Below are 22,385 nucleotides of genomic sequence, written 5' to 3' on the forward strand. Positions count from 1 at the left end.
GAGTCTTGGCCGGCTGTGGCTTTCAGGGACTGATGTGGATTGGAAGACCTTGCACGCTGGTGAAAAATGCCGGCGCATTTCGCTTCCTGTTTATCCTTTTGAAAGACAGAAGTATTTTGTTGAGCCTGCGCGTTCTGGCGAAGCGAAGCCTGCGCCGCATCGAAAAAAGCCTGACATCACGAACTGGTTTTATGCGCCTTCCTGGAAGCAAATGTTCTCTTGGCAGCCCAGACAGGTGGAGTCCAGCACATGGCTGGTATTTTCCGGTGGCGGCCATCTGGAATCGGATTTTGTGGAAGAGTTGAGAAAGGCAAATCATGAAGTCAGCGTGGTACTGGCAGGTGCGAAAGCAAGCGCCTTTGAGCAGATGGATCCTCATGAATTTCGAATAGATCCTGCCAACGCTGGTCACTATAGCAGCCTGTTTGCTTCGTCGGGATCTGGCCCCGCCAATTTTGTCCACTTTTGGAGTTTGAGTCCCGACTCGGACCCGCAGGAAACTTTTTATAGTCTCTTTTTCCTGGCCCAAGCCATTGGCGAAGTGAATATTGCGGAACAAAAGAACATTTGGATTGTGAGTAATGGTGTAGCACAAGTATCTCAAGACGATCTGCCCAGCCCAGATAGAGCAATGCTGCTGGGACCATGCCGGACCATACCGCTCGAATATTCGAATCTGCATTGCGCGTTGATTGACGTTGGATCATCCGAGCAAAAGACCGCAACTACGCTGCTTCAATACTGTGCCAGCCAGCCTCAATCCTCATTGGTGGCCTATCGCATGGGACGGATTTGGAGCCAATGCGTGGAGCCACTGCCTTTACCCTCAAGTGGTGGGAGCCTGCGACCCAATGGTGTCTACCTCATCGTCGGCGGTCTGGGTGGAATAGGTCTGACGCTGGCGTTGCATCTGGCCAGAAAAACAGAAGCTAAATTAGTTTTGGTGGATGTCGCCACCGCTCCTTCTCGTGAGGATTGGGACCGTCTCCTGGAGAGCAAGTCCACACCGGCTGCGGTGCGCTTTCAAATAGATGCCTTGCGTAATCTTGAAGATCTCCATGCACCTCTTCTCATGGCGCAGGCCGATGTTTGCGACGCACGTCAGATGCAGGACGTTGTTGAAGAAGCTACGCAAAAGTTCGGCGCCATCCATGGAGTGATTCACGCTGCTGGAATGCCTGGCGGAGGAATCATGCAGTTCAAGACCCCCGCGGAGATTGATGCTGTGCTCGCGCCCAAGGTGAGAGGCACGCGCGTTCTTGAGCGTATCTTCAAGGACCTCAATCTTGATTTCTTCATTGCCTGCTCCGGAGTTACCTCTGTGCAAGGTGAGTTTGCGCAGGTTGATAATTGCTCGGCAAACGCTTTTCTTGATGCTTTTTGTTTGAACAACAGCTTCAAACCTTCCACCCGGACCATGTGTATAGGATGGGACACGTGGAAAGAAGCTGGAATGGCCCAGAATGCGGTCCTCTCACCAGACCTGGAGCATCTGCGCAATCAGAGATTCGCGATAGCTCTTTCCAATGCGGAGGCAGTTGAGATCTTCGACCGCATTCTCGATTTCGATGTCCCGAGATCTCACGTCCTGGTTTCCACTGTAGATTTGGATATCTCTCCACGCCGGTCGAATTCAACGGTGTCGGTAGAAGATACAGTTTCAACGGAGACGCTGGAGCTGTACTCCAGGCCCGAAGTGACCAGTACTTTTGTCGCGCCAAGGGATGACATCGAACGTCAAATCGCAGAAGTTTGGCAGTCCGTGCTGGGCTTGAAAGAGATTGGCGCTTATGACAGCTTTTGGGAACTTGGAGGTCATTCACTCCTGGCTACCCAGGTAGTTTCCCGGTTAAAAGAGAAATTTCACATACCACTTCCGCTGCGTGCTCTCTTTGAGATGCCGACCATTGAAAAGCTGGGCGAAGCAATTCGACTGCAATTGGAATCAGCAAGCTCGGAGATTGCCTCCGCGCCTCTGGCCGGGTCTGAAGCGCATAAGGCGCCCATTCGTCGGGTGGATCGTAACGGGAAGTTGGCGTTGTCTCATTCACAAGAACGTTTGTGGTTCATCAACCAGCTTGAGCCGGAAAATACGGCTTACAATGTGCCGCAGGCAGTCAGGATCCAGGGTCCTCTGGAACCGAAGGCGTTGGAGAGAACTCTGCGAGAGATCGTGCGCCGGCATGAATCGCTGCGCACCCGCTTCGTAAGCCTGAATAGCGAACCGCAGCAGATCATTGATTCCAACCTATCCGTGGAACTGCCAGTGACCGATCTGGGCCATCTTCCGGAAGCAGAGCGTGTGGTGGAAGCGCAAAGACTGGCACAAGAGGACGCGCTACGGCCCTTTGATCTGGCGCGTGGACCGGTGTTCCGAATGAAATTGCTGCGTCTGGCCAGCCAGGACCATGTGCTGGTCTTCAACATGCACCATGTCGTGGCTGATTCCTGGTCCACGGTTGTGCTGCTGAAGGAGGTCGCGGCGATCTACAGCAGCTATACCAATGGGCAGCCTTCTCCCCTGCCCGAGCTGGATATTCAATACGCCGACTTCAGCGCGTGGCAGCGCGAGTTGTTGAGTGGGCCGTTGCTGGAAAAACAATTGGAGTATTGGAAGCGAAAACTTGCCGGGGTGGAACCTCTGATGCTTCCTACCGACCGGCCGCGGACCGGTATCCAGCGCCCTGACGGAGCCATTAGTCGTTTCGCGGTACCTATGGAACTCACGGAATCATTGAGAACTCTGAGCCGGAAACAAGGCGCCACCCTTTATATGATTCTGTTGGCGGCTTTTCAGTCGCTGCTTGGGCGTTACAGCGGGCAATCTGACATCGCGGTCGGATCACCCATCGCGGGACGCATGCGGACCGAGACCGAGGGGTTAATCGGTATCTTTATTAATACGCTGGTATTGCGGGCCGATCTCTCCGGCCAACCAGATTCGCTGGAATTATTGCGGCAAGTCAAGGAAACCACCTTGGAGGCATATGCCCATCAGGACGTACCCTTTGAGAAGCTGGTGGAAGTGCTGCTGCCGCAGCGGGACCTAGCCAGATCACCTCTGTTTCAGGTGCTGTTTGTTCTCCAGAATGTTCCCTGGACGGCATTTGAATTGGGGGCGGCGAAGATGACGCCTCTTGAGCTAGATAACGGCGCAGCTCAATTCGAGATTTCGCTGATTCTGGTAGAGACCAGTGCCGGAATGGAAGGTTACGTTACGTACTTCACGCAGATGTATGACGCGACCACCATTGGCCGGATGATCGAGCATTACCAGATGTTGCTCAGCGGTATTGCGGCGAATCCGAAGCAACCCATTGCCTGGCTGCCCCTGTTGACGGATAAAGAAAGAAAGCAGGTGGTGGAGGACTGGAACCGCACGGAGCTGCAGTATCCGCGGGACAAGTGCTTACACGAGCTGTTTGAAGAGCAAGTTGTGAGGACGCCGCGGGCGATCGCGGTGGTCGATGAGGACCGGCAGCTCAACTACGAGGAGTTGAATCGGCGTGCCAATCAAATAGCCCATTATCTGAGGAAGTTGGGAGTGGGGCCGGATGTGGTAGTCGGCCTCTGCACGGAGCGGAGTATAGAGATGGTGGTCGGGGTTGTGGGCATTCTGAAGGCGGGTGGAGCCTATATGCCCCTCGATCCAGAGTACCCGGCTGAACGGCTAGCCTACATGCTGCAGGATGCTCAACTCAATTTCCTGCTGATCCAGGAACGGCTCCGCGATATCTTCGGCAGTTTTAACGGTCATGTGATATGCATTGATTCGCCCAGTCTGGGAAAGGTTCTGGAAGAACAAAACGATGCTAATGCGGATAGATCGCATGTCGATCCGGAGAACCTGGCGTATGTTCTCTATACTTCAGGCTCTACAGGCAGGCCCAAGGGTGTAGGGATGACGCAGGGCCCGCTGTGCAATCTGGTGGGCTGGCAATTGATGTCGAGCCCCGGCCCGCGACGTACTTTGCAGTTTACTCCGTTAACGTTCGACGTTTCCTTTCAGGAAATATTCGTGACCTTGTCTTCCGGGGGGGCCCTTGTATTGATCGGCAATGACACTCGTCGTGACCCTTCAGAGTTGTGGAAAGTCCTGTGCGAGAAAGAAGTCGAAAGGTTGTTTCTGCCGTTTATCGCCTTGCAGGGATTGGCTGAAGCCGCGTGTGTGGCTGAATGGGAATCTGCAAGTTTGCGTGAAGTGATAACTGCTGGGGAGCAGCTCAAAGTTACCCCTGCCCTGCAACGCTTCTTCGATCGTTTGTCCATAGCCATGCTGGAAAACCAGTATGGCCCAACTGAATGTCATGTGGTGACTGCGCACCGCTTGCAGTCTGCTCCCAAAGAATGGCCGCTGTTGCCGCCCATCGGCAAGCCAATTACGAATGATCAGGTATATGTCCTTGACGAGAACAACACTCCTCTACCCGTCGGAGTTCCAGGAGGCCTGTATCTAGCTGGCGCAGGAGTGGCGCGAGGCTATTTGAACCGGCCGGATCTGACGGCGGAGAAGTTCGTACCGAACCCGTTCAGCGTGTGCGCTGGTGCGCGCATGTACCGCACGGGCGATCGGGCGCGCTGGCTGCCGGATGGGAACCTGGAGTTCCTGGGGCGTGCGGATCATCAAGTTAAGATTCGCGGGTTTCGCATTGAACTGGGCGAGATCGAAGCGGCGCTGCAGGAGCATGGCAGCGTGCGTCAGGCCGTAGTAATAGCGCGGGAGGATGAAACGGGGGATAAGCGGCTGGTGGCGTATGTGGTGCCCGAGTTGGAGGACGAGAAGAGCGTCAACGGCAGCAGGAGAGCGGAACTGCAAATCAGCGAACTGCGAGAGCACCTGCTGGGTAAATTGCCGGAATACATGATGCCAAGTGCATACGTGCAGTTGGAAGGACTGCCGCTGAACCACAATGGGAAAATCGACCGCAAGAACCTGCCGCAACCGGATATGCATATTTCGGAGCAAGAATATGTAGGGCCGCGAAATGCCGCAGAAGAAACTCTTTGCGGGCTGTGGCAAGAAGTATTGCGACGCGAACGTGTGGGAATTCACGACAACTTTTTTAAGATCGGCGGGCATTCTCTTCTGGCCGCGCGGGTGGCTACCGGGATGCGTGAAACCTTCAAGGTTGACATTCCGTTACGCCGGATGTTCGAATCCCCGACCATCGCCCAGTTGGCTGAAGTAATTGATCAAATCAAGCAAACCATCGGAACGAACGGCGCAAACGGTGCGAACGGTGCGTCCTCATATAGCCGACCGGCCATCAAACGGGTTGCGCGCAAGGCCGCTGTGGTAAATGTGGATTGATTGAAAAAACCCAAATCAGGATCTTCCAAAACTCTCGTAAATACGCCCAGGTAGCCATGACTTTGACAGTATCTGATCTCCGCCAGCTAAAGGCACAGGAAATGGTGTGCTTTCCTGCTTCATTTGCCCAGCAAAGATTGTGGTTTATTGACCAACTCACTCCCGGGAGAGCAACCTATAACCTCCCCGGTGCGTTACGCGTCCGAGGGAAGCTGGATGTGAACGTATTGGAGAAGGCGTTGCAAGAAATTGCGCGCCGGCATGAAACGCTGCGCACGCGTTTTGTTGCGGTGCGGGGCGAGCCCCAGCAAGTCATTGAGGATCAAGTCAATGTTCAACTGCACGTTCTGGACTTAACCGGTATAGCCGGAGAAGAGGAACGAGAAGCAGAAGCTATGCGGCTGGCGCGCGAAGAGGCGCAACAGCCGTTTGATCTCCAACAAGCACCGTTGATGCGGGGAAAGCTGTTGCGGCTTGGTGCGCTGAACCATGTGCTTCTGTTTACCATGCACCACATCATTTCTGATGCCTGGTCCATGGGAGTACTGATCGAAGAAGTATCGGTCCTTTATGACGCATTCAGCGGAGGCCGGTCTTCACCCTTGCCGGAACTGCCTATTCAATACGCAGACTACACCGTGTGGCAGCGGGAGTGGCTGGAAGGAGGAGTGCTGGAGCAGCAACTAGCCTATTGGAAGAAGCAACTGGGGGGAAGCAGCATGTTGCAGTTGCCCACCGATCGGCCCCGGCCAACCTCACAGAGCCAAAATGGAGCAACCTGCGACTTTGTGATAGGTGCAAATGTTACTCAGAACCTTAAAAAATTGGCGGAAGAGCAAAGCGCTACCTTATTTATGGTTCTGGTAGCCGCATTTCAGGTTTTGCTCTATCGGTATAGCGGACAACACGACATAGCAGTAGGAACGCCGGCCGCCGGGCGCAGCAGCGGGGAAACGGAAAAGCTGATTGGCTTTTTCATCAACACTTTGGTGCTGCGAGTGGACCTTTCCGGTACCCCCAGCTTTACCGAACTGCTGGAGAGGACAAAGGAGGTGACGCTGGAGGCCTACGCTCACGAGGACGTTCCTTTTGAGAAGCTGGTCGAGGTCATATCGCCGGAGCGGAACCTGGGTAGCACGCCACTTTTCCAGGTCATGATTGTTCTGCAAAATGCGCCCCAGTCCGACTTGCGACTAGGCGCCGCGACGCTCCAACCCTTTAACATTGTTGACAATGGGACATCGAAATTCGATTTGTTGTTGCAGCTCGGAGAAGATGGATTCGGGAAACTGACGGGTTCATTGCAATACAGCACGGACATTTTTGACGCGGCAACAATTGGCCGGATGACAGATCATTTCCGGATGTTGCTGACCGGTATCGTCACCAACCCATCCCAATCCATTGACGTGCTTCCGCTCCTGGCTGCCAATGAACGCAGGCAGGTTATCGAGGCATGGAACCGGACGACGGTAGAGTTTCCGCGAAGAAAGTGCTTGCCCGGCCTGATTGAAGAACAGGCCGCCAGAACCCCAGAAGCGATGGCGGTTGAGTATGAAAGAGTGCAACTTCGCTACTGCGAATTGAATGCTCGCGCTAACCAACTGGCTTGGCGGTTGAAGGAGTTGGGTGTCGGACCAGAGACGCGCGTCGGTGTGATGGTGGAACGGAGCCTGGAGATGGTAATCGGTCTGCTGGGTGTGCTAAAGGCCGGAGCCGCCTATGTTCCCCTGGATCCGGACTATCCACCCGAGCGATTGAGCTACATGTTTGAGAGTTCGCAAATCCAAGTGTTATTGACGCAGCAGCGCCTGCGACAACAGCTGCCGCTTTTTGATGGCAAGGTGTTGGAGCTGGATGGGGATGAAGAACGGTCCCGAATGGCTGAACAAAAAGAGAACAACCTGAATGTTGCGATTGAACTGGAGAATCTGGCCTACCTTATATATACGTCCGGCTCAACGGGTAGGCCCAAAGGGGTCATGAACACCCATGGCGGGCTGCTGAACCGGCTGCTGTGGATGCAGGAAGAGTATCAATTAAAGTCCGAGGATGTCGTGCTGCAAAAGACTCCATTCAGCTTCGATGTTTCGGTGTGGGAATTCTTCTGGCCTCTTATGGAAGGGGCGAAGTTAGTGGTGGCCCGGCCAGGCGGACATCAGGATCCCGCCTATCTGGCCGCGCTGATTGAGGAGCAGCAGATCACGACGCTGCACTTTGTCCCATCGATGCTGGCGGTGTTTCTCGATGAGGAGAGGCTGAAGCAGTGCAAGAGTCTGCGGCGGGTGGTGTGCAGTGGAGAGGCATTGCCTCAAGAGCTTGCGCGCCGGTGCCTGGCCGGCATGCCATGGGTGGAGCTTCATAATTTGTATGGTCCAACAGAAGCGGCGATCGATGTGACGTACTGGAAGTGCTTGGCGGACGATACCCATGCCAGCGTACCGATAGGAAAGGCAATCGCGAACATGCGCGTGTATGTGGCGGACAAGGGAATGCAGCCAGTACCAGTGGGAGTGCCTGGAGAGCTGTGTCTTGGAGGAGTAGGACTTGCGCGAGGGTATTGGGGACGAGGCGATCTGACGGCGGAGCAGTTCGTTCCTGACGGGTTGAGCGGCAAGAGCGGAGAGCGGCTGTATCGGACTGGGGACCTAGTGCGATGGCTAGAGGAGGGGAACCTGGAGTACCTGGGCCGGCTGGATCATCAGGTCAAGATTCGCGGATTCCGCATTGAACTGGGCGAGATCGAAGCCGCTCTGCAGGAGCATGACAGCGTGCGTCAGGCCGTAGTAATCGCGCGGGAGAACGAGGCAGGCGACAAGCGACTGGTGGCTTATGTGGTGTCCGAACTGCAGGACGAGAAGAGCGACAACGGGAGCAGGAGAGTGGAACTGCGGATCAGCGAGTTGCGGGAGCATCTGCTCGGCAAGTTGCCGGAGTATATGGTGCCAAGCGCGTATGTGCAGTTGGAGAAGTTCCCGTTGAACCACAACGGAAAGATCGACCGGAATAACCTGCCGCAACCGGATACGGATACGCCGGAGCAAGAATATGTGGGACCGCGGAACGCCACGGAAGAAACGCTGTGCCGCCTGTGGCAAGAGGTGTTGCGCCGGGAACGTGTAGGAGTTCATGACAACTTCTTTAAGATCGGTGGGCATTCTCTCATGGCCGTGCAGTTGGCTACTCGCATTCGCGAAGGCTTCAAACTGAATATTCCGTTACAGCGAATATTCGAATCGCCCACCATCGCCCAGTTGGCTGAAGCAATAGATCAAGCGCTGCAAGCTGGAATCAACGGTGCGCCGTCGCATCTTCTGCCGGCCATCAAGCGAGTAGAGCGCAAGGCTGCTTCGTTGCGGGCAGCCAACTGAACAAATACGGAAATTAAGGTTTCAGGAAGCACAGCCAGAAGTTTCAGGTACAAAACCAGCCATGACATCGTCCCTATCTGATCTCCGCCAGTCACCGGCAGAGGAAGTGGTCTTTTTCCCTGCGTCATTTGCCCAGCAAAGATTGTGGTTTATCGATCAACTCATCCCTGGGAAAGCGACCTACAACATACCCGGTGCGTTACGGATACGAGGGAAGCTGGATGTGGACGTATTGGAGAAGGCGTTGCAAGAAATTGCGCGCCGGCATGAGACGCTGCGCACGCGCTTTGTGGCGGTGCGGGGCGAGCCGCAGCAAGTCATTGAGGATCAAGTCAATGTTCGGCTGCAAATTCTGGACCTAACCGGTATAGCCGGAGAAGAGGAACGAGAAGCAGAAGCTATGCGGCTGGCGCGGGAAGAGGCGCAACAGCCGTTTGATCTCCAGCAAGCACCGTTGATGCGGGGAAAGCTGTTGTGGCTGGGCGGGCTGAACCATGTGCTTCTGTTTACCATGCACCACATCATTTCTGATGCCTGGTCCATGGGAGTACTGATCGGAGAAGTATCGGTTCTTTACGACGTATTTAGTGGAGGCCGGTCTTCACCCTTGCCGGAACTGCCTATTCAATACGCAGACTACACCGTCTGGCAACGGGAGTGTCTGGAAGGAGGGATGCTGGAGCGGCAACTGGCGTATTGGAAACAACAGTTGGCAGGCGTCAGTATGTTGCAGTTGGCCACCGACCGGCCCCGGCCCACCTCACAGAGCCAAAGGGGGACCGTGTGCGAGTTTGTGATAGAGGTAAACGTTACGAGCCAACTGAAGAAGCTGGCCCAGGAGCAGGGCGCAACCTTATTTATGGTGCTGCTGGCAGCCTTTCAAGCGCTGCTTTGCCGTTACACATGCCAATACGATATAGCAGTGGGAACGCCGATCGCGGGGCGGAGCAGCAGTGATACGGAAAGATTGATTGGCTTCTTCGTCAACACTTTGGTGCTCCGAGTGGACCTTTCCGGGACGCCGAGCTTTATCGAACTGCTGCAGAGGGTAAGGAAAGTGACGCTGGAAGCTTACGCTCACCAGGATATTTCCTTTGAGAAGCTGGTCGAGGTCATATCGCCGGAACGGAATCTGGGCAGCACGCCACTTTTCCAGGTGATGATCGGCTTGCAAAATGCGCCGCAGTCTGACCTCCGACTGGGCGCCGCGGAACTCCAACCCTTTAGCAATTTTGATAATGGGACATCGAAATTCGATCTGTTGCTGCAACTCGGAGAAGATGGAACCGGAAAACTGGCCGCTGCGCTGCAATACAACACAGATCTCTTTGCTGCCGCATCCATTGGCCGGATGATCGATCATTATCGGGCATTGCTGACCAGTATCGTCACCAACCCATCCCAATCTATTGACGTGCTTCCGCTCATGGCTGCCAATGAGCGCAAACAGGTTATCGAGGAATGGAACCGGACAACTGTAGAGTTTCCGCGAAGAAAGTGCTTGCCCGGCCTGATTGAAGAACAGGCCGCCAGAACCCCAGAAGCGATGGCGGTTGAGTATGAAACAGTGCAACTTCGCTACCACGAATTGAATGCTCGCGCTAACCAACTGGCTTGGCGGTTGAAGGAGTTGGGTGTCGGACCAGAGACGCGCGTCGGTGTGATGGTGGAACGGAGCCTGGAGATGGTGATCGGTCTGCTGGGTGTGCTAAAGGCCGGAGCCGCCTATGTTCCCCTGGATCCGGATTATCCACCCGAGCGATTGAGCTACATGTTTGAGAGTTCGCAGGTCAAAGTGTTGTTGACGCAGCAGCGCCTGCGGCAACAGCTGTCTCACGTTGCCGGCCCGGTGCTTGTTTTAGATGGAGCGGAAGAGCAGAGGCGGATCACCGAGCAGAAAACCGAGAACCCCGATGTGAATTTGCTGCCGGAGAACCTCGCCTACATTATTCATACGTCCGGATCCACCGGCCGGCCTAAAGGAGTCATGAACACCCACGGTGGGCTGCTGAACCGGCTGCTGTGGATGCAGGAAGAGTACCGATTAAAGTCCGAGGATGTCGTGCTGCAGAAGACCCCATTCAGCTTCGATGTTTCGGTGTGGGAATTCTTCTGGCCTCTTATGGAAGGGGCGAAGTTGGTAGTGGCCCGGCCAGGCGGACATCAGGATCCCGGATATCTGGCCGCACTGATCGAGGAGCAGCAGATCACGACGCTGCACTTTGTCCCCTCGATGCTGGCGGTGTTTCTCGATGAGGAGAGGCTGAAGCAGTGCAGAAGTCTGCGGCGGGTGGTGTGCAGCGGTGAAGTCTTACCGGCTGAGCTCGCGCGCCGGTGCCTGGCCGGCATGCCATGGGCAGAGCTTCATAATTTGTATGGTCCAACTGAAGCGGCGATCGATGTGACGTACTGGAAGTGCATGGCGGAGGATAGCCACAGCAGCGTGCCCATCGGCAAGCCGATTGCGAACATACGGGTCTATGTGGTGGATGAGGGGATGGAGGCCGTGCCAGTGGGAGTGCCTGGAGAGCTGTGTCTCGCAGGAGTCGGGCTGGCCAGAGGGTATTGGGATCGGGGTGATCTGACGGCAGAGATGTTCGTTCCAGACGGGTTGAGCGGCAGAAGCGGAGAGCGGCTTTATCGGACCGGCGACCTGGCGCGATGGCTGGAAGATGGCAACCTGGAGTTTCTGGGGCGTGCGGATCATCAGGTCAAGATTCGCGGATTCCGCGTTGAACTTGGTGAGATCGAAGCGGCGCTGGAGGAGCATGACAGCGTGCGCCAGGCCGTAGTAATAGCGCGCGAAGATACAACCGGGGAGAAGCGGCTGGTGGCTTATGTAGTAATTGAGGCGGTAGATAACAACAATGACCAGCAAAGTACAGAATGGCTGTGGATGAATAGCTTACGTGAGTATCTGCAGGCAAAATTGCCGGAGTATATGGTGCCGGCGTTATTTGTCCAGCTTCATGAGTTCGAGCTTGATTTCAACGGGAAGATTGATCGCCGCGCACTCACCGCAATCTCAACCCAAACAATGCGGCGCGATGAAGCCTATGTAGCGCCGCGGACACCACAGGAAAAATTTCTCGCAGAGCTGTGGGCTGACATATTGCGCGTTGAGCGGGTTGGAATCCACGATAACTTCTTCAGGCTTGGCGGCCACTCTCTCAGTATTACTCAAGTCATCGCGCGTATCCGTGAAGCTTTGAGTCTGGAGTTGCCGGTCCAAGCCATGTTTGAACAGCCGACGATAGCAGCTTTGGCAAAGAAACTTCAGGATGCCGGTGGGATAAATGACGGTTTTGCTCCTCCGCGAATAACGCGTAGCTCGCGTAAAGAGCCGCTTCCACTTTCTTTCGCGCAGCAACGGCTCTGGTTCCTGGATCAGATTGAGCCGGGAAGCCGCGTACACCATATTCCTACCCTGTTGCGCCTGAAAGGATCCTTGAACATTGAAGTCCTTTCCGCTGCTCTGGATGAAATCGTTCGGCGTCATGAAATTCTTCGTACCAGTTTTCCGGCGGTTGACGGTTACCCATATCAGAAGATCTCGCCTCCTGCGCATGTGCCCATTGAAAAGGTTGACCTGCGAGACGTGCCGCAAGAGTTCCGGGAGGAAAAGCTGCGCAGGTTGGCAGATGCGCACATCCAGAAGCCGTTTGATCTGACCCATGGCCCCATGTTCCGCGTAGCACTATACGTGACGGAAGAGCAGGAGCATGTCCTTTGCCTTACTGTGCACCATATCATCTGTGATGCGTGGTCTGTGCCTATCCTTATAAGAGAGCTCAATGTCCTCTACAGCACATTCCTGGACCATGGCACGTCTCCTCTGCCGGAATTGCCGCTGCAATACGCGGATGTGGCGGCATGGGAGCGGGCGTGGCTCCGCGACGAGGTCCTCGAGCGCCACGTCCAGTATTGGCGGCAAACCCTGGAGGGTGCTCCGCAATCTCTCGAGCTGCCAACCGACTTCCCACGCCCTTCCGTGCGGTCGCTTGATGCCGGCAGGAGCACGCTATGTTTGTCTCCTCAACTCTACTCGGAACTGACGAAACTCAGCCAGCAGCTCGGCGCCACAGAATTCATGACCTTGCTCGCCCTTATGAATGTCTGGCTATTCCGTTACAGCGGGCAATCAGACATCCTGATAGGTTCTCCAGTTTCAAACCGCACCCAGCTTGAGACGGAAGGATTGATTGGCATCTTCTTGAACACCGTAGTCTTCCGCACCAGATTTGATGCTCAATTACGGTTCACGCAGCTCGTCGATCAGGTCCGTCTCAACGCCGTCGCCACTTATGCCCATCAGGCTCTGCCGTTTGAAAAGTTGGTTGAGGAATTACAAGTCGTGCGCGATCCGGGAAAAAATCCGGTGTTCCAGGTCATGTTCAACATGCTGGCTAAAATCAACGATAAGCTGGAATTTGCCGGCTTGGTAAATAGCAAAGCTATAGAAACAGATGCCGGACAGGCGAGGTTCGATCTTCACCTGAATGCTTTCCCCACCGATGCTGGCCTGGAATTGGCACTGACCTATAACGGCGGTCTGTTCCAGCAATCAACCATCACTGGCATGTTAGAAACCTTTGCGGAGTTAGTCCGCGTGATCGTCGAAAACCCTGAATTAACTATCTCTGAGCTGCTGGAGAAAGCTATGCGCTTTGAGCAGGAAAGCGAACTCGCGCGTAAGCGTGGCCAATCCCAGCAACAGGGACAACAATTACGCACCGTTCGGCGGCGCGCAGCTTTGAACGAATCGAGGTGAAATCCATGAAAACCGCATCTGCTTTGCTACCAAAGGTCACAGGGCTGCGTAAAGCCAGAAAGCTCAGCCAGGACGATCTGGTGCAGACCGAGAGACTACTTCCTGAAACAGACCTTCCTCTGGCCCTGCTGCCCACTGTAGAAGACCTGGATTTGATCTCCTGGGCCGGTACACATCGTGAATTCATTCAATCTTTATTATTGCGACATGGCGGGTTGCTGTTTCGGAATTTCCGGATTTCCTCTGCTCCCGAATTTCAACAATTCGTTACCGCAGTCTCAGGCGAGCCGCTTGCGTATAAAGAGCAAACATCGCCACGGAGCCGGGTGGAAGGGAACATCTATACCTCGACGGAGTATCCGCCCGAACACATCATTTTTCTGCATAACGAAAACTCATATTCTTCTACATGGCCCCTGAAAATCATGTTTTTCTGCGTAACCGCGCCTCAGGAGGATGGGGAGACGCCGATTGCCGATGTGCGCCGTGTTTTAGCGCGTATACCGGAGAAGGTGCGTGAGCGCTTCGCTCGCGATGGCTGGATGCTGGTCAGGAACTTCGGCACCGGATATGGCCTCCCATGGCAGACGGCATTCCAGACCGAGAGTAAAGAGGAGGTTGACCGGCACTGCCTTAAGAATGGCATTCAAACCGAGTGGCTTTCCGGAGACCGCCTGCGCATCCGGCAACGGCGCTGCGCGATTCGCCGGCATCCCGTGACTGGAGAAACCGTGTGGTTCAACCATGCGACCTTCTTTCATGTTTCTACCCTCGCGCCGGAAATCCGTGCCGGGCTTCAGGCCGATCTGGCCGAGGAAGACCTTCCTTACAACACTTACTACGGCGATGGCAGCCGGATCGAGCCTGACGTCCTGGATATTCTCCGCGATATTTATCAACAGGAAACCATCAAGTTTCCCTGGCAGGAACATGATCTGCTGCTGCTGGACAACATGCTCGTGGCCCATGGTCGCTCAGCGTTCCGAGGCCCGCGCAAGATCATTGTCGGTATGACCGAACCTTATTCAGGCGATCAGGAGAACTCATTATGACTTCGACTGCGCAGCTTCAGGTTGAATCTCCTGAAGGGTTTCGGGTCTCTCCCCAACAGAGAAGGCTCTGGGGATTTATCCAGCAAAATCCGCAGGTTGCATTCTGCGCGCAATGTCATGTCAGGATCACTGGGCCGTTAAGTGCCGAACGGCTTGATGAAGCTATTCGCAGCCTGCGGAGCATGCACGAAATATTACGAACACGGTTTGTGGTCCTGCCGGGCACCAAGGCGCCGGTGCAGGTGATCGGGGATGTTGCCGCAGGATTGAACGAACAACGGTCCGTGGCACTTGAATCAGCAGTCGAATCGATTGCTGAAGTCCTGCGAGATCAGGCGCGATACACTGCTGCGGATTCAGGAGTGAACTTTACTCTCCTGCATGTCTCGGACGAGTTACATTCTCTGCTTGTGACTTCCTCCGGACTCTGTGCTGATGCGACCGCGCTGGTTGCAATGATTCGCCAACTGCGCAATACGTACTCCTCCGATCCGTTAGAGGGTAGTGAAACTCTGCAGTATGCGGACATTTCAGAATGGCAAAACCAGATCCTTGAAGGTGAAGCCAAAAAGCATGACTGCTACTGGAAGGTGGCAGATTTCTCGGAGTTGCGCTTCCCGCATCTGCCATTTGAACGGAGGAACTCAGAGTCCGTAAACTTCACTCCCGGAGTCCTTGTTCGTGACTTCACCAACAGAATTTCCTTGTCGACAGTAACTCGTCAGGCAGGGGCCCCCACCGAAGCTGTTCTCTTCGCCATATATCAACTTCTTATTAGCCGCCTAAGCAGCTTGGAACAGTTTTTGATCGGTGTAACAGTGGATGGACGCACGCCTGCCGAGCTGCGGGACGCTATCGGCTTGTTTGCCAAGCCAATGCCCGTAGCTGCCACTCTTGAACAGGACCAGACTTTTGTTCAGTTCGTTCAGAAAGTCAGTACAGCTTTGGAATTGGCCAGGTATGAGCAGGCGTATTTTGATGCAGAAACATTTCTTTCCGCCGAATCGCCACAACGCTGCCGCCTACCATTGGTTTTTAATGTGAGCCCGGCCACTCCATTGCCGCCGGTGGGCACAATAGATTGGGAGATCACATCACTGGAAGAGCGCCTGGAACCTTTTGAACTCATGCTCACAGTGGATATTGAAAATGGCTATCTAAAGGCCCTCAAATTTGCTTGGAATAAATCTATTTTCGATGAGCAGGAGATAACTTTCATCGCCGAGTACTACACGGACTTCTTGAGCCAAGTTACGGCTGATCCGGCCCGCTCTCTTCGTGATTTCACCCTGAGCTCTGCGATGGTTTCTCCACTGCTGGTTGCAAAATCTGTTGAAGAGAGTGCTGCTCACGGCGTGTATGCGTGGATCGAGGAGCAGTGTGCGCGCGTGCCGCAACGGGTGGCCGCGGTTTGCGGAGATCAGCAGATTACCTATGCTGAACTGAATCGGCGCGCCGCTTTGCTGGCCGCTCGCTTACGGAAAATAGGCGCTGCGCCAGATACCGTAATTGCCATTGTGGCGCAACGCTCTCTTGATTTCATCGTTGCAATCTTTGCGGTACTGAAATCTGGTGCTGCGTGGTTGCCTGTTGATCCTGATACTCCGGCGGAACGGATCAAATATATGATCGCGCAGTCTGCGGCGATTGCTGCACTGGTGGAAAATGGCACAGATCCTGCCTGGCAGCGGCTTAACATCCCCATTATTCATATTGATGAACCTCATGGGGACACAAATACTGTTCAGGCATCTGAAATAAAAATCCTTCCCGAACAGTTGGCATATGTGATTTTTACCTCTGGCTCTACCGGTAATCCAAAAGGCGTGGCCATCGAACATCGCCAGCTTATGGCGTATGTGCGCGCACTCAGAGCTGACTTGGATTTGCCCGATGGGGCCAGCTATGCCCTGGTTTCAACCATGGCCGCAGACCTGGGCCATACTCCCGTCTTTGCGGCCCTGACTTCCGGTGGTTGTCTTCATGTGATTCCATCTACCAACTCCAGGGACATGACGGCCTTAGCGGAATACTTCCAGCGAACGCCCGTAGAGTGCATCAAGATTGTTCCTGCCCATCTGCAAGCGCTGTGTCAAGCATTTCCGGCGGAAGCGACATTTAGCTGCCGTGTTTTCGTCGTGGGTGGCGAGCCGCTTACATGGGAATTAACGCAGATGGTGCAGAAAATTGCCCCTGGGTGCAGGGTCGTGAACGAATACGGCCCGACCGAAACAACAGTCGGGGTAATCGCCGCCTCTGCGAAACCGGAGAAGGAATGTTTCAATACCGCAGAAGCCCCCATAGGATGGCCGCGCGCTGGAGTCTCGGCTTATGTGCTCGATCAATCGCTCACAGCAGTTCCGGCCTGGGTTCCAGGTGATCTTTATATTGGTGGCAATCATGTGGGGCGGGGATACATCGGTGCGACGGACCTGACTGCAGAGCGCTTTCTTCCTGATCCGTTCCAGTCCATTTTTGGTGCCCGCATGTACTTGACGGGCGACCGTGCACGCCGCCGTAGCGATGGTGCTCTCGAATTTCTTGGAAGAACTGACGGTCAGGTAAAAGTCCGCGGATATCGGATCGAATTGAGCGAGGTGGAAGCTGTACTTTGCCGTCATCCGCATGTGCAAGCCGCCATAGCCATGGTTATACCTGATAAGAACGGCGGCAAGCTGCTTGCGGCATGGGTAGCTGTGGGTCAGGATAAAGTTCTTCCACAGGAATTGCGGCGCTTTGTTTCGGACTCATTGCCCAGTTACATGGTTCCGAATGTATTCACCTGCGTGGATCGGTTCAAACTTACTCCCAATGGCAAGGTGGATCGACGGGGGCTGTCTCCCGCCGCAGAACCTTCCGGCGGCGCTGGCGTACCTGTCGACGAAATTGAAGAAAATCTTTTAGCAGTCTGGCGAAAAGTGCTTGGAAAGGAAAGCGTCAATGTGGATGACAATTACTTCGTACTGGGGGGCGATTCACTGCGAGTCATACAGGTAGTCCACGAGGCGCGGCGCTATGGGATAAGCATTCGTGCTATGGATGTCCTGCGCTGTCAGACGATTCGTAGTTTACGCAAGGCGCTCCAGCAGGAGCGCCGTTACGAACTCTTTCCCGATGGTGTTTCAGAGGCCTTGTTGCCGGAACTGGATATTTCTTTGTTGCCTTCTGACGTCATTGATTTTTATCCCATATCTGGAATTCAAACTTTTGTATTGCAGAAGTATGCAGAAAATCAGGGCGCAGATGGCATTTACCACATCCAGGAATGCTTCCATCTTGAAGATCAGAATTTTTCCAGGGATCTCCTGGAGGCTGCTTTTAAGGCGGTCATAAATCGTCATCCGATTTTAAGGACAGTTTTTTACCTCAAAAGCTCTCCGCCGTTGCAATGCGTGAGGAGTGCATTGCCTTGGAAAATAATTACTACGGATATTTCTCATTTGGATGGCGCTGCTCAAGATGCTTACATTGCAGACCAGGTCAAAGCCGATCGGATAAGCCTTTTTGATCCAGCCAACATGGATGCGCCGCTGTTTCGCATCGTTGTATTTCTCCGCTCAGCCACCCAATTCAGCGTGTTGTTTTCCTGCCATCATGCCATTATGGATGGTTGGGGACATCAGATCTTTCTCAACCATCTGCTGCAGGCATATGCAGACATAAAATCCGGCAGGACTCCTGATCTCGGAAGTCCCGATGGCACTTATCATGAATTTGTTAACTTTGAACATGCGGTCGCCCATTCGGAACAGGCTGCAAAATTCTGGCGTTCCTATTTACGGGACGTGCAGTTCCCGCCTCTCCCCGATTTTGTTTTGCCCGCTTTAGCTGAGACGAATGATCCAATTGTCATATCGAAGCTTGAGCCGGAGCAGAACCAGGCATTGGAGCGCATTGCGCAGCAGCATGCTGTCTCCATGCAGGCGCTGCTGCTCGCCGCGTGGTTGGAACTCTTGCGGCAGTGGTCGGGTGGTCCAGTGGTGACAACCGGAGTGATCTCCAACGGCAGATCAGAATATCTGGCCGATCCTCTCTCGGCAGTCGGGCTCTTCTGGAATGTAGCGCCAGTCGTTTCACGTAAGAAACTCCCGCTATTGGAGCAAGCGGAGATTGTACAGAAAGATCTGATAGATATTCAGCCGTATGCTTCTTATCCACTTACAGAACTCATTAACGATAATGGCGGACAAGAGCTTTTTTATTCAGCGTTCAGGTATTTGAATTTCTGGAACTCAAAGGAAATTCCGGAGGAAAGCGGATTACGCTTTGTGGGTGCTTATGTGGTCGATCGGTATCCGTTCGCATTAACTTGCACTGCAGCGACCGGTCCTGACGGACGATATATTCAGCTGGAATACAATTCAAAATCGATTTCTCTGGGGTTCGTTAAGGACCTCCTGAGCTCCTACAAGAATTTATTAGGGGAACTAACCCAAACTGTTAAATGAGTAACCAGGCTTTTTGCAGACTATGAGCATAACTTCTTCGCCAAAACTTCCGTCAGAGCGCAACTTTGGACTTCTGTTCGCGGCCGCTTTCGTCATTCTAGGGATACGCGGAGTCACTAAACACTGGAACTGGACTGCCTATGGCGGTTGCCTCCTGGTGGGTAGCGCGTTTGGCCTAATCGTACTCACGAATCCTCGGATTCTTGCGCCCCTCAACAAGGCTTGGTTTTATCTAGGCAAGTGGCTCGGGAAGATTACTAGCCCGATTGTGATGGGAATTATTTTTTTTGCCATTGTGACTCCAGTTTCCGTTTTGACCCGGCTATTTGGCCGGGATGAACTTCGATTAAAGCGTCGCACGACCAATTCCTATTGGACTGACCGTACTTCACCGGTTGAAGCAGCAGAGTCGTTCAAAAATCAGTTTTGAGTGTTACGGGCGAGCAGAAGTTGGATCGAACGTCTTCAACGAAAAAACAACAGAGGTAAAAAGATTATGGGCATGTTCATTAAAGAACTCTGGGCCTTCCTGCGGATTCGCAAGAAAACGTGGATCACTCCAGTCGTCGGTGTCATGATTCTAATTGTCGCCTTATTAATCCTGGCGGAATCGTCCGTGGTTGCGCCGTTTATCTACTCTCTCTTTTAATCGATGAATATTCTCGGCCTATCAGCTTTTTATCACGACTCCGCGGCCTGCCTGGTCTCAGATGGCGATATTGTCGCTGCTGCCCAGGAGGAACGGTTCACACGCAAGAAGCACGACCCCGGTTTCCCCGCCAAAGCTGCGGAATATTGTGTAAGCTCATCTGGTCTGCAGCCCAGGGATATCGACTATGTCATTTTCTATGACAAACCGTTCCTTAAATTTGAACGCCTATTCGAAACCTATCTGGCGTTTTCTCCAAGAGGGTTTCGGAGCTTTGCGACATCATTTCCGGTTTGGGTGAAAGACAAACTCTTCCAGAAAACTGTGATAGTTGACGATCTGAAAAAGTGCTTCGGCGAGGAGATAGACTGGCAGAAACGTTTATGCTTTTCCGAACACCATCTTAGCCATGCCGCATCGGCATTTTTTCCATCGCCTTTCGAAGAAGCGGCCATACTTACCATGGACGGGGTAGGCGAGTGGACAACAACTTCAGTCTTTAATGGTAGCGGCAATCACTTGTCGATCCAAAAAGAGATTCACTTCCCTCATTCTCTCGGACTGCTGTACTCGGCTTTTACCTACTACACTGGCTTCAAAGTCAACTCGGCCGAGTACAAAGTTATGGGCCTGGCCCCTTATGGGGAACCGCGTTATGTTGATCTAATCAAAAGCCACCTCATCGATATTAAAGAAGATGGGTCCTTCCATCTGGACATGAAGTATTTTGAATATTGCACCGGCCTGACGATGACAAACGGCCGATTCAATGCGCTCTTTGGCGGGCCGCCAAGACATCCAGAGGGCGAACTTACGCAGCGCGAGATGGATCTTGCGGCTTCGATTCAGGCCGTTACCGAAGATATTGTGATCAAGCTCGCCAAGAATGTCCAACGGACGACGCGACAGAAGAACTTGTGCCTTGCCGGTGGTGTAGCCCTGAACTGCGTTGCTAATGGGAAGCTCTTGCGAGAAGGAATCTTCGATGACATGTGGATTCAACCTGCTGCGGGTGATGCGGGTGGTGCACTAGGCGCGGCCCTCGCCGCTTACCATCTAATGCTCGATCACCCAAGGGACATCAAGCCAGGCGACAGCATGAAGGGAGCATTTCTTGGCCCCGAATTCTGTCAATGCGAAATTGAACAACGGTTGATCAAAGCTGGAGCTGTCTTCAGGACAATATCCGAGGAAGAGCTGATTTGCTCCGTTGCCCATGCGCTTGCGGAAGGAAAGGCAGTCGGCTGGCACCAGGGACGGATGGAGTTCGGTCCGCGAGCTCTCGGCGGGCGGTCCATTATCGCAGACCCGCGCTCGCCAACGATGCAAAAGCAGCTTAATCTAAAGGTGAAGTACAGAGAGTCATTTCGCCCCTTTGCGCCTAGCGTACTCCGGGAGGACTTACCCAATTGGTTCGAGCTTGATAGTGACAGCCCGTACATGCTTTTGGTTGCTAATGTAGTTCAAGCGAAACAGTTAGCCATGTCTGAAGAACAAAGAAAACTCTTCGGCATTGACAAGCTGAATGTCCTGCGGTCTGAAATTCCCGCGGTCACGCATCTGGACTACTCCGCTCGGATTCAAACCGTGCATGAAGAAACTAATCCAAGATACTACCGCTTGATTTCCAAATTCAAGCAGTTGACCGGCTGCCCGGTCCTGGTCAACACCTCATTCAATGTGCGGGGTGAACCAATTGTCTGCAGCCCCGAAGATGCTTTTCGCTGCTTTATGGGTACAGAGCTGGATGTGTTGGCGATAGGCAATACCATTTTGCAAAAAGCAGATCAACAAAAATCCCTGGCCAGAAATAACTACAAAGACGCCTATGAACTGGACTGAATTCAGGAAAGTTCTATGGATCTAAAGAGCCCAATGCGTGTCCTGAAAAATAATCCGGTCTTTGATTGGCAGCTTGAGCTGATGAAAAAAAGAGGCCCCATTGGGCTTCGCGGCCCTTCTTACTACTTCGCATAAGTGCAAAATGAGGCTTGTTATTAGAGTTGCCGGGATCTCGATTGATCAGCGAGATGATGGTCGCCGGTTCGCCCGTGCAGTTGCGGATCTGGTGCACGACGGCCATTTTCTTGTAGTGGTCCACGGCCAATGTGCCAAGGTTGGACCGCCTGCCGCCGTGGCCGGGGAAGGCAGCAATGGCAACGGAAATCACGTCACGGAATGCACAGCGTTTGCAGCCGTAGAACGCGAAAACAGGATACTCGCCACCTTGCTGTCACAGCAGAACGTAACCGGCATCGGGTTACGGGCCACTGATGCTGGCTTAGTCCAGTTGCGCAAACAGTACATTGGCAATGGCAAGACTGGATTCAGAGTGGAGGTCGCACACATGGATCCTCGTTGGCTGGAGATCATTTGCAGCAATAAGGGCATACCCGTCCTCTCGAATTTTTCTTGCTGGGCCGGGGAAGATCATTTGATAGACCCCGATCAAATGGCCGCAGCTTGCGCTGCCAGTTGGAATGCTGATGCACTCATCTACATGACGGAAGAAAACGGAGTGCCCGGCGCACATGGCGGCATACTTAGATGGCTTGAGATCGGGCCCACCAGTGAACTGCAGGTAGAAGGCCTGAGCGATCAGATGCGTGGACGTCTGGAAGCATGCGCAATGGCCTTGAGGCGGGGCGTCCGACGCGTCAGGATTCTGCCTTTATCCAATGTAGATTGTTTGCCGTTATTCTATTTCTCGCCTATCGAATATGGGACGGAAGTAATCGCCACTATTCCCCGTCTCTGAAGAAACGGGGAAAAAGGACTAAGAG

9 protein-coding genes (1 of these 9 cut by a window edge) are annotated in these 22,385 nt (G+C 53.7%); all 9 read left to right on the forward strand.

From position 1 onward, the window contains the following. Nucleotides 1-5,311, forward strand: the 3' portion of a protein-coding gene (locus tag LAO76_05565) for an amino acid adenylation domain-containing protein (GenBank protein ID MBZ5490382.1). 2,531 nt of this gene lie to the left of the window's left edge; only the last 5,311 of its 7,842 coding nucleotides appear in the window; the start codon falls outside the window, past its left edge; its stop codon occupies nt 5,309-5,311. 56 nt (nt 5,312-5,367) lie between these two features. Next, on the forward strand, nt 5,368-8,682 hold the full coding sequence (locus LAO76_05570) for an amino acid adenylation domain-containing protein (GenBank protein MBZ5490383.1): 3,315 nt from the start codon (nt 5,368-5,370) through the stop codon (nt 8,680-8,682). A gap of 61 nt (nt 8,683-8,743) precedes the next feature. Next, a complete protein-coding gene (locus tag LAO76_05575; GenBank protein MBZ5490384.1) occupies nt 8,744-13,453 on the forward strand; it encodes an amino acid adenylation domain-containing protein in 4,710 nt (1,569 codons plus the stop codon). A 5-nt stretch (nt 13,454-13,458) separates the two neighbouring features. Further along, a complete protein-coding gene (locus LAO76_05580; GenBank protein MBZ5490385.1) occupies nt 13,459-14,505 on the forward strand; it encodes a TauD/TfdA family dioxygenase in 1,047 nt (348 codons plus the stop codon). Further along, the gene (locus tag LAO76_05585) at nt 14,502-18,953 is read left to right on the forward strand and encodes an amino acid adenylation domain-containing protein (GenBank protein ID MBZ5490386.1); all 4,452 of its coding nucleotides are present in this window, start codon (nt 14,502-14,504) and stop codon (nt 18,951-18,953) included. The genes LAO76_05580 and LAO76_05585 overlap by 4 nt, the downstream gene beginning before the upstream one ends. A gap of 22 nt (nt 18,954-18,975) precedes the next feature. Further along, the gene (locus tag LAO76_05590) at nt 18,976-19,383 is read left to right on the forward strand and encodes a hypothetical protein (GenBank protein MBZ5490387.1); all 408 of its coding nucleotides are present in this window, start codon (nt 18,976-18,978) and stop codon (nt 19,381-19,383) included. 66 nt (nt 19,384-19,449) lie between these two features. Then, on the forward strand, nt 19,450-19,602 hold the full coding sequence (locus tag LAO76_05595) for a DUF5989 family protein (protein ID MBZ5490388.1): 153 nt from the start codon (nt 19,450-19,452) through the stop codon (nt 19,600-19,602). A 3-nt stretch (nt 19,603-19,605) separates the two neighbouring features. Continuing rightward, nucleotides 19,606-21,444: a carbamoyltransferase gene (locus LAO76_05600; GenBank protein ID MBZ5490389.1), complete on the forward strand. Its 1,839-nt coding sequence runs from the start codon at nt 19,606-19,608 to the stop codon at nt 21,442-21,444. 142 nt (nt 21,445-21,586) lie between these two features. After that, nucleotides 21,587-22,360 carry a hypothetical protein gene (locus tag LAO76_05605; protein ID MBZ5490390.1) on the forward strand — a complete coding sequence of 258 codons (774 nt, stop codon included), beginning with the start codon at nt 21,587-21,589 and terminating at the stop codon, nt 22,358-22,360. Nucleotides 22,361-22,385: the final 25 nt, after the last annotated feature.

The organism is Terriglobia bacterium (genome assembly GCA_020072645.1).
In the GTDB taxonomy this organism is placed as follows: domain Bacteria; phylum Acidobacteriota; class Terriglobia; order Terriglobales; family Acidobacteriaceae; genus Angelobacter.

What these genes read in the sequence shown, in the direction of transcription:
- LAO76_05595 (MBZ5490388.1), top strand. Translation starts at nt 19,450, where the DNA reads ATGGGCATGTTCATTAAAGAACTCTGGGCCTTCCTGCGGATTCGCAAG.
- LAO76_05575 (MBZ5490384.1), top strand. Translation starts at nt 8,744, where the DNA reads ATGACATCGTCCCTATCTGATCTCCGCCAGTCACCGGCAGAGGAAGTG.
- LAO76_05590 (MBZ5490387.1), top strand. Translation starts at nt 18,976, where the DNA reads ATGAGCATAACTTCTTCGCCAAAACTTCCGTCAGAGCGCAACTTTGGA.
- LAO76_05580 (MBZ5490385.1), top strand. Translation starts at nt 13,459, where the DNA reads ATGAAAACCGCATCTGCTTTGCTACCAAAGGTCACAGGGCTGCGTAAA.
- LAO76_05605 (MBZ5490390.1), top strand. Translation starts at nt 21,587, where the DNA reads ATGAGGCTTGTTATTAGAGTTGCCGGGATCTCGATTGATCAGCGAGAT.
- LAO76_05570 (MBZ5490383.1), top strand. Translation starts at nt 5,368, where the DNA reads ATGACTTTGACAGTATCTGATCTCCGCCAGCTAAAGGCACAGGAAATG.
- LAO76_05585 (MBZ5490386.1), top strand. Translation starts at nt 14,502, where the DNA reads ATGACTTCGACTGCGCAGCTTCAGGTTGAATCTCCTGAAGGGTTTCGG.
- LAO76_05600 (MBZ5490389.1), top strand. Translation starts at nt 19,606, where the DNA reads ATGAATATTCTCGGCCTATCAGCTTTTTATCACGACTCCGCGGCCTGC.